This window comes from Saccharopolyspora sp. 7B (assembly GCF_020177435.1).
Taxonomy (GTDB): Bacteria; Actinomycetota; Actinomycetes; order Mycobacteriales; family Pseudonocardiaceae; genus Saccharopolyspora_C; species Saccharopolyspora_C gregorii.
This window is the reverse complement of sequence record NZ_JAIUKC010000110.1, coordinates 14068-27861: the sequence shown is the minus strand read 5'-3', so window position 1 is coordinate 27861 and position 13794 is coordinate 14068. Positions and strand designations below refer to the sequence as shown.

The following is a 13794-nucleotide window of genomic DNA, read 5'->3' as shown; positions in this document are numbered from 1 at the left end:
CCCCCCCCACCCGGCCTTAAGTGGGGGGGGGGGGGCGCCCCCCGCCCCGCGGTTTTTTTCCGCCCCCCGCGGCGGCCCCCCCCGCCCCCCCCGGCGCCCCCCGGGGGGGCCCCCCGGTCCGGGATCGATCAGGAAGCGGGGATCACCGAGATGCCGCCGTAGGTCTTGTTGATGAAGTCCTCGACCTCCGGCGAGCGCAGCAGCTCGGCCAGCTTCTGCACCCGCGGGTCCTTCGCCATCTCGGGCGAGGCGACGAGACCGTTGGCGTACGGGTTGTTCTCCGCGCTCTCCACCGCGATCGGATCCTTCAGCCCGGCTTTGAGCGCGTAGTTGCCGTTCACGATGGCCGCGTCGGCGTCATCGACCGAGCGGGGCAGCTGGTCGCTGGAGAGCTCCTGGAACTGGATGTTCTTCGGGTTCTCCGCCACGTCGCGCACCCCGGCGCCCTGCTCGGCGCCCGGCTTCAGCTTGAGGACACCGTTGGCCTGCAGCAGTTCCAGGCTGCGGGTCTGGTTCGACGGGTCGTTGGGCAGCGCGATCCGCGCGCCGTTCGGCAGCTCCTGGAGGGAGCGGACCTTCTTGGAGTAGACCGACAGCGGTTCGAGGTGCACCGTCTGCACCCATTCGAACTCGCCGCCGCGCTGCGCCTGGTACTCCGCCAGGTACGGCTTGTGCTGGTAGTAGTTCGCGTCCAGCTCGCCGTTGGCGACGGCCTCGTTGGGCCGGTTGTAGTCGTCGAACTTCTCGATCTCGATCTCGATGCCTGCCTTCTCGGCCAGGTCGTCCTTGACGAACTGCAGGATCTCGCCGTGCGGCTGCGGGCTGACGCCGATGGTCAGCGGGGCCTCGGGGTCCTGCGCGGCGGGCGTGCCGGAGCCGCCGCAACCTGCGAGCGCCAGCGTCGCGGCGGTGAGCACCACGGCCAGGGAGCGAAAACGCATCGATCGCGTCCTTTCTGGAGGGCCGGCCGGTGACGCGCACCGGCGGCCGGCGGGGATCGCACGTCCCCGTCGTCGGAGTGTTCCTGGTGAGCTGCGGGCCTAGCCGGTCGCGCTGCGGCGGCGGTCCACTGCTTTGGCGGTGATGTCGGTGAGCAGCTGCATGGCGAAGGCCAGCACGGCCAGCACCGCCACCGATCCGTACAGCACGCGCTCGTCGTACGCCTGGTAGCCGTCCTGGATGGCGGTGGTCCCGAGACCTCCGCCGCCGATGGCGCCGGCCATCGCCGCGTAGCCGATGAGCGCGACGGCGGTGACGCCGACGGCCCCGACCAGCGCGGCGCGGGCCTCGCCGAGCAGCACGGTCCACACGATCCGCCACCGGCTCGACCCGGTGGTGATCGCGGCTTCGACGACGGTGAAGCTCACCTCCCGCAACGCGTTCTGCGTCAGCCGCGCGAAGAACGGCACCGCGCCGACGACCAGCGGGACGATCACCGCGGTGCTGCCGATGGACGTGCCCACCAACAACCTGGTGAAGGAGGCCAGCACCACCAGCAGCACCACGAACGGCACGGACCGCACCACGTCGACGACCACACCGAGGATCCGGTGCAGCGTCGGACGCGGGTTGAGCCCGACCGGAGAACTCAGGTGCAGGAACACGCCGAGCGGCAGTCCACCGAGGACCGCCAGCACGGTCGCCACCAGCACCATGTAGAGCGTTTCGACGGTGGCACCGCCGAGCAGCTCCGCTACTTCCGCCCAGGGGGTCGGATCACTCACGCCGCGACTCCATCAACACTGACCGGGGTGCGCCGCACGTGCGCGTCCCGGTCGACCATCCACTTCAGGGCCGACTCGGACCGCTCGCCGGTGAGTCCGATGCGGAACTTCGCCACCGGGGTGTCCCCGAGCCGGGTGAGCCCGCCGCCGAGGATGGACAGCTCCACCCCGAAGCGGGCGGCCGCCTCCGGCAGCAGCGCCCCGACGGCGGCGAAGCCGACGAGGACCACTTCGGCGACCACGTCGTGCCGCACTCCGGGCACGGCGGGCGCCTGGTCGGTCTCGGGCAGCAGGCTGGTGCTGACCCGGCTGCCGGGTTCGGCGACGAGGTCGAGCACCTTGCCGTGCTCCACGACGCGCCCGCCTTCGAGCACGGCCACGTCGTCGGCGATGCGCCGCACCACGGCCATGTCGTGGGTGACCACCAGGACGGTGACGCCCAGTTCAGAACGCGCCCGGTCCAGCACGGTCAGCACCGAGTCGGTCGTGCCCGGGTCCAGCGCCGAGGTCGGTTCGTCGGCCAGCAGCACCGAGGGCTTGGCGGCCAGCGCGCGGGCGACCGCGATGCGCTGCCGCTGCCCGCCGGAGAGCCGGTCCGGGTAGGTCGGCGCCTTGTCGGTGAGCCCCACCAGGTCGAGCAGTTCGGCGACGCGGCTGCGGCGCTGCGGTGCGGGCATCCCGGCGGCTTCGAGCGGGAGCGCCACGTTGCCCGCGGCGGTCCGCTGCCGCAGCAGCGAGTCGCCCTGCGGCACGACGCCGATGTGGCGGCGGGCGGCGCGCAGCGCGGCGCCTTCGAGGGCCACGAGGTCGGTGCCGTCGACCCGGATGGCACCGCGGTCCGGCTTCTCCAGCAGGGCGATGCACCGGGCGAGGGTGGACTTGCCCGCGCCGCTGGGGCCGACGACGCCGAGCACGGCGCCCGCGGGGACCTCCAGGGACACGTCGTCGAGGGCGACGACGTCGGACCGGCTCGACTGGTCGTGCCGGAAGGACTTGGTGAGGTTCTCGACTGTGATCACGATCGCTCCGCATCAGCTCACGCCGGCCTGCGGGCATGCCGCGGCCGGGCGGGGAGGAACAGAAGGGCCTGGTGGGGCGGTGACGACTGGGGTCGTCAGCCGGCGAGGCGACAGGCCGTCGTGGTGCGGCGTCCGTGATCGATGACCCGGCGCTGGGTCAAGGCGAGGCCGTGCGGACCGGATCCGACGCGAGCGCGACCGCCGCGGGCCTGCCGGCGGCTGGTCCGGGGCGCACGTTCACCTGCGAGCAGAGTTTCAGACACCACAACTCCATCGACCCTGGCGTTAGCACCTGCTCCGGTGGAGTGGTTGCTGCGGCGTCGTGGAGCCAGGTCTCTCAGCCGCTCGGGATGGATTTCCCGCATAGTAGAACGCAGCGGTGTCGACGGGCGCAAGCCAAAAGCCGTCACTATGTGGAATCGTTTGACAAATCACATCCCCCTGTTGAGCAGGGGGGCATGGCCCGCCGTGAATATTCCGGTGACCTTATGTGATCAACACTACGGTTTTCCCTCCGGACGGACCAACGAAGTCCCGAAGGGAGGCGACGCAGCGGAACGTCAGCGCGCCGGTTCTCCGGCGGCCTCGGCCACCCGGGCGAAATCGGCCACGGTGAGCTGCTCGCCCCGCGCCGCCGGATCCACCCCCGCCGCCCGCAGCACCTCTTCGGCGCGCGCCGCCGACCCGGCCCAGCCCGACAGCGCCGCCCGCAGCGTCTTGCGCCGCTGCGCGAACGCCGCGTCCACCGCCGCGAACACCTGCGCCCGCGGCGCCGCCGACCGCGGATCGACCCGGGAGAACGCCACCAGCCCGGAATCGACGTTCGGCACCGGCCAGAACACGTTGCGCGGCACCGGCCCGGCGCGCCGGACGTCGGCGTACCACGCGGCCTTCACGCTCGGCACCCCGTAGGTGCGACCACCCGGTTTCGCGGCCAGCCGGTCGGCGACCTCGGACTGCACCATCACCAGCCCGGTGCGCAGCGACGGCAGCTCCGCCAGCAGGTGCAGCACCACCGGCACCGCCACGTTGTACGGCAGGTTCGCCACCAGCGCGGTCGGCCGCGGCTCGGCGAAGTCGGCGGCCCGCACCCGCAGCGCGTCGGCGGGCAGCACCCGCAACCGGTCGCACAGCTCGGGGGCGAACTCGGCGGCGGTGCGCGGCAACCGCTCGGCGAGCACCGGATCGATCTCCACGGCCACCACCCCGGCGGCCTCCGGCAGCAACGCCAAGGTCAGCGAGCCCAGCCCGGGCCCGACCTCCAGCACCACGTCCTCGGCGGTGAGCTCGGCCGCGCCGACGATGCGGCGCACCGTGTTCGAGTCGTGCACGAAGTTCTGGCCCAGCCGTTTCGTCGGCCGGATCCCGAGTTCCCCCGCCAGCCGGCGAACATCGGCCGGCCCGAGCAACCGCGCCTGGTTCGCGTGCTGTTCCACGAGGTCAAAGCTACCCGCGCCCGCTTCCCGCACCGCGCCCGCCCTCCCCCGCGCTGATCAGGACCGCACCGAGCAGGCCCGGGAACGCGAACGAGCGGGCACCGGCACGAGGCCGATGACCGGTCGAAGAACGCGGGAGCCGGGAACCGTCCCGGCGCGGCTCAGCTCAGGCCGAGCTTCGAGGAGCAGCCCGGCCAGGCGCCGTAGCTGCCGCCGCGGGCGTCGCGCACCTTCGTGGCGACCGAGATCTGCTGTTCCCGGCTGGCCTGGTGCGGGTAGGCCGCGTACTGGTCGCCGCCGTAGGCGTCCCAGGTGCTCTTGTCGAACTGGAGACCGCCGTAGTAGCCGTTGCCGCTGTTGATCGACCAGTTGCCGCCGGCCTCGCACTGCACCAGCTTGTCCCAGACGGCGCTGTTCGGCGGCTGCTTGGTGCCGACGCGGACGACCTTCTCGGTCGGCTCCTTGGTGATCTTCTCGCCGACCGCTTCGCGACCGGTCTCCTCGCCGTTGCGGGTGCTCACCCGGGTGAAGACGATCTTCTCGCCGGGCGTGCCCGGGTTCTCGACCTTCTCCTCGCCCTTGAGCATGGAGTCGTCTTCGATCTCCTTGACCGGCGGCTCGATCGGCACCGTCACGTTGATCACGGTGCTGCCGGTGCGGTCGATCTGCACCGTGGCACCGCTGGTGATCTTCTGGTCGCCGCCGGGGGTGATGTGGTCTTCCGGCCCGAGCTGGAGGTTCTGCTCCTGCACCAGCTCGTCGACGGTCACCGCGGTGGTCGTCAGCTGCCGGGGCTCGCCCGCGCCGTCGGTGATCGTGATGTCCTTGGCGGTCTTGACCACCAGGTCCATGCCCTGCTCGGGCACCGCCGTGCTGCGCGCGCTGGAGACCCAGGCGCCGTCGTCGGCGACGCCGAGCTGGCGCAGCGCCTGGCCGACGGTCACCGACCGGACCCACTCCTCGCGCTGCTCGCCGTCCACCGTCATCTTCAGCAGGCGGCCGCGGTCGAGGGTGATCGTGTCGTTGTGCCCGACCTTGGACTGCGGGGAGGGGCTCAGCGCGTCGTGCTCGCCGATGCTGATGCCCTCGTCCTCGAGGACTTCGCCGACGGTCGACTCGTAGGTGTTGACCTGGCGTTCCTTGCCGTCGATCTCGACGGTGACGGACTTGTCCATCGCGGCGGCGGCACCGCCGGAGCCGGTCAGGGTGAGGATGACCGCGGCGACCGCGCCCTTGAGGAAGCGCTGCTTCCACGAGGTGATCGCTTCGACGACCTCCGGGGAGGGCTGCGCCTGCGGTTCACCGAGCTCGTCGGGCAGGACCAGCGGCGGCATGACCACGGTCTCTGCGTTGATGAGCCGGATGAGCTCGTCGACGTCGATGTCGGCAGTCGCGAGCATCTCGTCGGCCTGCGGTCCGAGCGCTTCGAGCACGTCGTCCGGCGTGATCTCCAGCGCGCCGGGCGGGAAGCTCGGGTGGTCCTGCGCCGGGTACCGGTCGCTGATGGGGGCGAAGGGCTGCTCGGCGGTGATCTCCGCATCGCTCTCGCGATCGAGCAGGCCGACCGCGGTCTGCTGCTGCGGGCTCACGGGGCTGAACCAGTCCGTCGAGGGCTCGAATGAATCGGCCCAGTAGCCGTGGTCTCGGCCTGCACCACCCAGCTGTTCATCGCTGCTGGTGGAGCTGGCGTGGGCACCGGGGATGCCGCGTCCGTTCACAGGGTCGCTACCTCTCGAAAGCGAGAAGCCGTCCGCGCGCGGGTGACCGAGGGGAGTTCGCCGAGCATGTCCGGTTCGAACTCCTTCACCTGCCGCTGCGCGACTTCGTGCTTCGTTTCCGTATCCGACTCCCGTAGCCAAGCGCCGTCTTCAGCCGATACCTGATGCGAACCGGTCTCGTTCCCAGCTCGATCGGTGGCACCGACTTCCCCGACGTACCCGGCGGCGACTAGCGGGCGTTCCCGTGACTTCGTTGTCATCGGTTACGAGGCCGAGACTCTAGCGTGATCCCGCGGGCCCGCCAAGGGGCCCCCCGGCGGTGTGACCTGGGTTACGCCGATTTGCCGCGCAACCGTGCACCGTCGGTGATCGGGTCGAGTGATCGACCGCGAACCGCTGCCAGTTTTCCCACCACCGCCGCGGTTTCGCCGCTCCGTGCCGAGATCGACCGCTTCGTCCCCAGTGGACGGTTTGATCGTCCCTGGTGAGCGGATCACCAGTCGCCCCGATCAGCGGATCCGGCTCGGGCGCCGGGACGGCGGGTGGGGGGCGGGCGACGGGAGAGAGCGGTCATCTCCCGCCGCCCGCGCCGGCGGCGGCAACGACCGTCCGGACGCGGTGGGTGATGAGGAACCTCACTTCCTCACACTCCCGGGCGATCTCCGGCGGTCGAGCCGTTCAGCGGCGCTTCGGGACGCCGTTCGGAGCAGGAGCGCTCAACGCGGGAGCCCGAGCTTCCGGGCGCACGCCGGCCAGGCCCCGTAGCCGCCGCGGTCGTCGCGCAGCGCGCTCGCCACCGAGATCTGCTGCTCGCGCGAGGCGCGGTGCGGGTAGCGGGCGAAGCCCTCGCCACCGTAGGCCGCCCACGTGCTGCGGTCGAACTGGAGCCCGCCGTAGTAGCCGTTCCCGCTGTTGGTGGCCCAGTTCCCGCCGGATTCGCACTGCGCCAGCCGGTCCCACACCTGCGCGGTGCGGGGTTCTCCGGCGTCACCGCTGCGCTCGGGGGCGGGTGCCGCGGTCGCGAGCGGCGCGCCGCACAGCGTGATCGCGGCGGCGATTCCGATCCTGGTGATGCCACGGATGCGCATACAGGTCCTGACTGCCGTGCCTCCGGGCAGCGGTCCCGGCGCCTGCCGCGGACCTGTCGGGTCCACTGTGGCCGATCGCCGAGCGGGGCCGCCCCCGGCTTCCGCAGGGGACGCTAGGTCGCCGGGTCGCGGTCGCAAGTCAGTGCGCGCGCCCGGCACGACGGCAGGGCACGCTCAGTCAGCGCAGGTCAGCCGGTTCCTACCTGATCGAGGCGGAAGATCCGCTCTGCCGTGGCGGTGGTGGCCACGGCGAGTTCCGCGAGATCGGCTCCGCGCAGTTCCGCGAGCTCTCGAAGGGTGTAATTGACGCAGTAGGGCTCGTTGGGGCGCCCGCGGAACGGGTGCGGGGTGAGGAACGGCGCGTCGGTCTCCACCAGCATCTGCTCCACCGGCACCAGCCGGGCCGCCTCGCGCAGGCCGGCCGCGTTGGCGTTGCGGAAGGTCGCGGTGCCCGCGAACGAGAGCACGTAGCCGCGGTCCACGCAGGCGCGGGCGAACTCCGCGTCCCCGGAGAAGCAGTGGAAGACCACCGCCTCCGGCGACCCCTCCTCGGTCAGGATGCGCAGGATGTCCTCGTGCGCCTCCCGGTCGTGGATCATCAACGGCTTGCCGGTGCGCTTGGCCAGGTCGATGTGCCAGCGGAACGCCTCGTGCTGCGATGCCGGCGAGGAGAAGTCCCAGTAGTAGTCCAGCCCGGTCTCGCCGATCGCCACGACCCGCGGCCGCTCGGCCAGCTCCGCCAGCACCTCCCGGGCGGCGTCGGTGAGGTCCTCGGCCCTGGTCGGGTGCAGCGCCACCGCGGCGAACACGCGGTCGTCCCAGGTGGCGGCCTCGGCGGCCCAGCGCGCGGCCTCGAGGTCGTCGGCGACGGTGATCACCCGGGTGATCCCGGCGGCTTCGGCGCGGTCGACCAGGGTGCGCACGTCCTCGGCGGTCTTCGCGCCGCACGCGTCGAGGTGGGTGTGCGCGTCCACCGCGGGCGCGGGCAGCGCCTCCGGCACCGGCGGCCGTTCCTTCTTGTCCTTCTTGCTCACCGTCAAACCCCTCGGTCGGTCGTGCCACCGGCGAGCCTACGGTCCGCGCGGAGCCCGACCGGACGGGGTCATTCCAGGTCGGCGCGCAGGAAGGACACGTTGTACGGCCGCCACTGCGTCGTCGTGAAGTACACCGCGGGCCGGTCCGCCGCCCACGGGTGCTGGAAGCCGCCGTAGAGCGCGGGGAACCGGGATCCGGCGGCCAGCACCCGTCCCGCCGACCACGGTCCGGTGAGCCGGTCGGCGGTGCGCAGCACGATCGCGGCCCGCCGCTCGTCCAGGTGCACCGCGAACCACTGGCCGAAGTGGGTGTTGAACTGCACGGACAGCTCCGCGACCGGGGCGGCGAGCACCGGCAGCGCCTCCCGCTCGTCCGCGGTCCAGCCGCGCGCCGTCCAGTACTCGTAGGCCGCCGGGTCCAGCAGGTCTTCCGGGCCGACCCGGGCGAGGTGCCCGGCGCCGAACCGGCCGCTCGGCGTGCCCAGCAGGTGCACCCGCCCGTCCACGACGCCCGCGAACGCGAGCTGCTGGAACGGGTGGCCGCCCTGGTCGCGGCGGCGGAACCGGCGCAGGAACGGCTGCCGGTCGTTGCGCCACACCGCCGACTCCGACTTCGTCCAGCTGCGGCCGCCGTCGTCGGAGTACGCCAGCGCCCCGTAGTTCGTGTGCCACGAACCAGGAACTCCCCAGCGCCGCACCGACATGTAGTGCAGGTGGTTCCGCCCGCCGACGGCGATGCCCGCAGTGGGGATCACGGTGTGCTCGCGGACGCCGGTGCGGTCGCCGGGCAGGAACTGGGCCGCGCCACCGTCCTCCCGGCGCACCACCCAGTCCAGGTCGAGCCCCGAGTCGAGGTCGGTCCCGGTGCTGCGGGCGAGCACGTTGCACCGCCAGTCCGCGTGCTTCGGGCCGGCACCGCTACCGCCCCAGCGCTCGCCGTAGGTGTCGCCGAACGCGGCCAGCACCCCGCCGCGCCCGTCGTCCCACAAGATCCCGAGGTCGGTCGCGACCACGCCCGATCCGGCGTTGCGCGACTCCGCACCGGTGATCGCCGCCAGCCTGGTAGTCCCGGTCACCCGCACCATGCGCGCACGGTAGCCCCGCACCCCACCGCACCGCCCGGCTTCGACCTCGCCCAGCAGGCCCGGACCGCTGAGCAGCGACCACCCGGGCGACGGCCACCGCCGCGGCATCGACGTTCCCCCGCGCGGAGCTACCGGTGACCACGGTCCCGCAGCGGGGATCCCGCCGACGCCACCCGGCCCGCGGCGGAGGGGCGGGCTCGCTCAGCTCACTGCCGGGCGGCGAGCACCGCGGTGTACAGCTCGTTCTTGCGGGCGCCGCTGAGCTCGGCGACCTCGGCGACGGCGTCCTTGAGCCGCATGCCCTCGGCGGCCCGCTCCTCGACCTGCGGCACCAGGTCGGCCGGGTCCTGCGAGACCGGGGCCGCGCCGCCGATCACCACGGTGATCTCGCCGCGCACCTCGGCGCCCGCCCATTCGGCGAGCGAACCCAGGTCGCCGCGGCGCACCTCCTCGTAGGTCTTGGTCAGCTCGCGGCACACCACCGCCGCCCGGTCCGGGCCGAGCACCGCGACCGCGTCCGCCAAGGTGTCCGCGAGCCGCCGCGGCGACTCGAAGAACACGCAGGTCCGCTGCTCGGCGAGCAGCCGCCCGAACCAGCGGCGCCGCTCCCCCGGCTTGCGCGGCGGGAAGCCCTCGAAGCAGAACCGGTCCGACGGCAGCCCGGACACGGCCAGCGCCGTCGTCACCGCCGACGGCCCCGGCAGGCAGGTCACCGGCAGTCCCTCGGCCGCGCACGCCGACACCAACCGGTACCCGGGGTCGGACACGCTCGGCATCCCGGCGTCGGTCACCAGCAGCACGTCCTGGCCGTCCCGCAGCGATTCCAGCAGCCGCGGGGTGCGCGCCGCCTCCACGTCCTCGTAGTAGCTGACGATCTTCCCGGCCGGGTTCACCCCCAGCGACGTCGCCAGCGTGCGCACCCGGCGGGTGTCCTCCGCGGCGATGATCGTCGCCGAGCCGAGCGCATCGACCAACCGGGCGGACGCGTCGCGGGCATCACCGAGCGGGGTCGCGGCGAGCACCAACGTGCCCGATCCGGATTCGAGGTCCATGAGCCCAACCCTACGATTCACGTGTGAGCGTGCTCGTGCCGAACTCCACCGGCGGCCAGGCCGAGAACATGGTCGAACCCGGTCAGACCCCGCCCGCGGCCGAACCCGGTTCTCGGGACGCCCGGGCGCTGCTCGCACCGAGGATGCCGTCCGACCGGCTGCGCGGCTGGATCGTGACGCTGGTGATCGGGTTGATCGCCGGGATCGTGCGGATCTGGGACCTGGGCCGGGCCACCGACGACGGGACGCCGGTCTTCGACGAGAAGTACTACGCGATCCAGGCGTGGCAGATGCTGCGCAACGGCGGTTACGAGGACAACCCCGGCTACGAGGTCGTCGCGCACCCGCCGGTCGGCAAGCAGCTCATCGCGATCGGCGAGTGGGTGTTCGGGTACGGCCCATGGAGCTGGCGCATCTCGGCGGCGCTGGCGGGCACGATCATGGTGGTGCTGCTGGTGCGCATCGCCCGCAGGCTCACCCGTTCCACGCTGCTGGGCGCGCTCGCCGGGATCCTGCTGATCTGCGACGGGGTCAGCCACGTGCAGTCGCGGGTCGGGATGCTCGACATCTTCCAGGCGCTGTTCGTGCTCGCCGCGTTCGCGCTGCTGCTGGTGGACCGCGACCGGATGCGGGAGCGGCTGTCGCTGGTCGTCGCCGAAGGGCGCATCGGCGACAGCCGGTGGGGACCGCGGCTGGGCTTCCGGTGGTGGCGGTTCGCCGCGGGCGTCTCGCTGGGGCTGACCTGCGGGGTGAAGTGGAACGGCATCTACTACATCATGGCGTTCGGCCTGCTCAGCGTGCTGTGGGACGCGTGGGCGCGGCGGACCGCGGGGGTGGAGCGGCCGTGGGTGGGCGCGCTGGTGCGGGACACGGTGCCCGCGCTGGGCTCGCTGCTGGTGCTGCCGCTGGCGGTGTACTTCGCGACCTGGGCGAACTGGTTCGCCAGCGAGACCGCCACCGACCGGAACGCGGCGATCACCGCCTCCGACGTGGGGATGGGCTTCCTGCCGGACCCGCTGCGCTCGCTGCTGTACTACCAGCTCAACGTGCTGGACTTCCACACCCACCTGACCACCGGGAACCACCCGCACCCGTGGGAGTCGAAGCCGTGGGCGTGGCCGATGGGCATGCGACCGATGCTCTACTACTACGAGTCGGGGCTGCCCGGCTGCGGCGGGTCGAACTGCGTGCAGGCGACGATGCTGCTGGGCACGCCCGCGATGTGGTGGCTCTCGCTGCCGGTGGCGGCCTGGGCGGTGTGGCGGGCGGCGAGCCGGCTGGACTGGCGCTACACCGCGGTGCTGGTGGGCTACGCCGCCGGGTACCTGCCGTGGTTCATCAACCTGGACCGGCAGATGTACTACTTCTACGCGACGCCGATGGCGCCGTTCCTGGTGCTGGGGATCGTGCTGGTGCTGGGCGAGGTGCTCGGCGCGGCGCGGGAGCACACCGAGCGGCGGAAGACGGGGCTGCTGCTGGTGGCGCTGTACGTCGGCCTGGTGGTGGCGAACTTCGCCTGGTTGTGGCCGATCCTGAACGGGGAGCCGATCACGCAGGAGCACTGGCAGGCCGAGCTGTGGCTGCCGTCCTGGCGCTGACCGCGCCGCGGCGGGCGTCCCGCCCGGCCGGTCAGCCGAGTTCGGCGAGGGTGCTGCGCAGGGCGGCCACGGCCTCGCTGATCTCCTCCGGGGTGACCGACAGCGCCGGGCGGAACCGCAGCGCGTCCGGGCCGGACGGCAGGAACAGCGTGCGGTGCCGGTCGCGGGCCGCCGCGATCGCCGCGTCCCGCAGCGCCGGGTCGCGGAAGCTCACCGCGCACATCAGGCCGCGCCCGCGCGCGGAGCCGATCAGCTGCGGGAACTCGGCGGCGAGCGCGCCCAGCTCGCCCAGCAGCAGCTCGCCCATCCGGCGGGCGTTCTCGAACAGCCCGTCCCGCTCGGCGACCTCCAGGATCTTGGTGGCCCGGACCATGTCCACCAGCGATCCGCCCCAGGTGGAGCTGATCCGGCTGGGCTCGCGGAAGGCGTTGTCGGCGATGTCGAGCACCCGGCGCCCGCCCAGCACGCCGCACACCTGCATCCGCTTGCCGAACGCCACCAGGTCCGGTTCCAGGCCGAGCTCCTGGTGCGCCCAGACCGAGCCGGTCAGCCCGCCGGTCTGCACCTCGTCGGCGACGGTGAGCACGTCGTGCGCGCGGCACAGCTCCTGCACCGCGGTGAGGAAGCGGGGCCGCAGGTGCCGGTCGCCGCCTTCGCCCTGGATCGGCTCGTAGACGAAGCAGGCGACCTCGTGGCCGTGCCGGCGCAGCGCGGCCTCGGCGGCCTCCAGCGCGGTCCGCTCCTCCGGCAGCAGTTCCGGCTCGTCCCAGCGCGGCCCGGGCTCGACGGCGGGGCTGGGGATGCGCGGCCAGTCGAACATCGGGTAGTCGCGGATCTTCACCGGGTCGGTGTTGGTGAGCGACAGGGTGTACCCGCTGCGGCCGTGGAACGCCCGTTCCAGGTGCAGCACGCGGCTGCCGCGGACGGCGATGCCGCGGCTCGCGTTGTGCTTGGTCTTCCAGTCGAAGGCGACCTTGAGCGCGTTCTCGACGGCGAGCGTGCCGCCGTCGATGAGGAACAGCAGCGGCAGTTCCGGCACGCCGGCGACGCGGCGGAACGTCGCGGCGAAGCGGGCCTGCTCGACGGTGGCGAAGTCGGGGTTGGCGGGCTTGACCCGCGCGGTCCGCAGCAATGCCGCCTCGAACTCCGGGTCCCGCAGGTCGGGGTGCCCGTGGCCGAGCGGCGCGGAGCTGAAGAACATGGTCATGTCGAGGTATTCGGTGCCGTCGCGCAGGTCGCGCAGGCGGCAGCCGTGCCCGGAGTCGAGGTCGACCACGATGTCGAGCAGGTCCCCGGTGACCTGCTCGCGCAGCGCCGGAACCACCTGGTCGGCGTCGGTCGTCGTGGTGGGCTGGTCGAGAACGGCTTCCTGCTGTGCGGTCATGTCAGCCTCCTCGTGCGTCGTGCGGTCGCTGTAGCGCCCGTCACTAGTCACGAAAATTATGACCATGGCCCCGGCCAGATCACAATAATATTTTGATATCCAACCTCTTGACGAAAGATTTTCTTTCGCTCGCGGCGGTGTTCACCCCTCGACCGCGTGCAGCAGGTCCGCGAGCCCGCCGGCCAGCGATTCCCGCTGCCGCGCGGTCAACCCGGACAGCAGCGCCTGTTCGGCGGCCATGACCTGCGGGAACACCTCGTCGATCAGCTCCTCGCCCGCGGCGGTGATCCGCACCCGGGCGCTGCGCCGGTCCCGCTGGTCGGTGGTGCGCTCCAGCAGGCCGCGCTCGGTGAGCTCGCGGAGCCGCTTGGTGGTGGCCGCACCGGAGGCGACGGTGATCTCGTTGAGCCGCCCCGGCGTCACCGCCACCCCGCCGCGGCGCAGCGCGCACAGCAGGTCGAACTCGGCCCGGTTGAGCCCCGCCTCGGCGATCGTCACGTCCAGCCGCCTGCGCAGCACCGCCGCCGCGCGCAGCACCCGGCCGATCACGTCGATGCTGGTGGTGTCGACGTCCGGGTGCAGGTCGGCCCACTGCGACCGGGCCGCGTCGATGAGATCCGGTGTCCGCTTCATCGCGCCATCGTTTCACTAGTAAA

General features: G+C 72.3%; 11 protein-coding genes, 1 pseudogene and 1 riboswitch. Of the genes and pseudogenes, 1 reads left to right on the top strand and 11 read right to left on the bottom strand.

Features of this window, described 5'->3' with window-relative positions; translation table 11 throughout:
- Positions 1–128: 128 nt before the first annotated feature.
- From LCD33_RS17830 to rsmI, 9 genes and pseudogenes are all read right to left on the bottom strand, one after another.
- A complete protein-coding gene (locus tag LCD33_RS17830) occupies positions 129–941 on the bottom strand; it encodes a MetQ/NlpA family ABC transporter substrate-binding protein (RefSeq protein ID WP_224960194.1) in 813 nt (270 codons plus the stop codon).
- Positions 942–1040: 99 nt separating this feature from the next.
- Positions 1041–1724, bottom strand: a complete 684-nt coding sequence (locus tag LCD33_RS17825) for a methionine ABC transporter permease (protein WP_224960195.1) — start codon at positions 1722–1724, stop codon at positions 1041–1043.
- Positions 1721–2743 (bottom strand): methionine ABC transporter ATP-binding protein, encoded by a 1023-nt coding sequence (locus LCD33_RS17820; protein ID WP_224960196.1) that lies wholly within the window; start codon positions 2741–2743, stop codon positions 1721–1723. Before LCD33_RS17820 ends, LCD33_RS17825 begins: the two co-directional genes overlap by 4 nt.
- A gap of 267 nt (positions 2744–3010) precedes the next feature.
- Positions 3011–3100, bottom strand: a riboswitch (SAM riboswitch).
- A 203-nt stretch (positions 3101–3303) separates the two neighbouring features.
- Positions 3304–4179 (bottom strand): 16S rRNA (adenine(1518)-N(6)/adenine(1519)-N(6))-dimethyltransferase RsmA, encoded by an 876-nt coding sequence (rsmA, locus tag LCD33_RS17815; RefSeq protein ID WP_224966315.1) that lies wholly within the window; start codon positions 4177–4179, stop codon positions 3304–3306.
- 161 nt (positions 4180–4340) lie between these two features.
- Positions 4341–5897 carry a transglycosylase family protein gene (locus LCD33_RS17810; RefSeq protein ID WP_374108040.1) on the bottom strand — a complete coding sequence of 519 codons (1557 nt, stop codon included), beginning with the start codon at positions 5895–5897 and terminating at the stop codon, positions 4341–4343.
- A 716-nt stretch (positions 5898–6613) separates the two neighbouring features.
- Positions 6614–6877: pseudogene (locus LCD33_RS17805) on the bottom strand (transglycosylase family protein); the annotation flags it as partial.
- A 296-nt stretch (positions 6878–7173) separates the two neighbouring features.
- Positions 7174–8019: a TatD family hydrolase gene (locus LCD33_RS17800; protein WP_224966317.1), complete on the bottom strand. Its 846-nt coding sequence runs from the start codon at positions 8017–8019 to the stop codon at positions 7174–7176.
- A 68-nt stretch (positions 8020–8087) separates the two neighbouring features.
- The gene (locus LCD33_RS17795; RefSeq protein WP_308011294.1) at positions 8088–9212 is read right to left on the bottom strand and encodes a DUF4185 domain-containing protein; all 1125 of its coding nucleotides are present in this window, start codon (positions 9210–9212) and stop codon (positions 8088–8090) included.
- Between the two features lie 98 nt (positions 9213–9310).
- Positions 9311–10156 (bottom strand): 16S rRNA (cytidine(1402)-2'-O)-methyltransferase, encoded by an 846-nt coding sequence (gene rsmI / locus LCD33_RS17790; protein WP_224960200.1) that lies wholly within the window; start codon positions 10154–10156, stop codon positions 9311–9313.
- Between the two features lie 68 nt (positions 10157–10224).
- Between rsmI and LCD33_RS17785 the strand changes: the two genes are divergently transcribed.
- The gene (locus LCD33_RS17785) at positions 10225–11754 is read left to right on the top strand and encodes a dolichyl-phosphate-mannose--protein mannosyltransferase (protein WP_224960203.1); all 1530 of its coding nucleotides are present in this window, start codon (positions 10225–10227) and stop codon (positions 11752–11754) included.
- A gap of 31 nt (positions 11755–11785) precedes the next feature.
- On the opposite strand, the gene lat is transcribed toward LCD33_RS17785, so the two are convergent.
- Both lat and LCD33_RS17775 read right to left on the bottom strand, forming a co-directional pair.
- The gene (lat, locus tag LCD33_RS17780; protein WP_224960205.1) at positions 11786–13138 is read right to left on the bottom strand and encodes an L-lysine 6-transaminase; all 1353 of its coding nucleotides are present in this window, start codon (positions 13136–13138) and stop codon (positions 11786–11788) included.
- Between the two features lie 141 nt (positions 13139–13279).
- On the bottom strand, positions 13280–13771 hold the full coding sequence (locus LCD33_RS17775) for a MarR family winged helix-turn-helix transcriptional regulator (RefSeq protein ID WP_224960207.1): 492 nt from the start codon (positions 13769–13771) through the stop codon (positions 13280–13282).
- Positions 13772–13794: the final 23 nt, after the last annotated feature.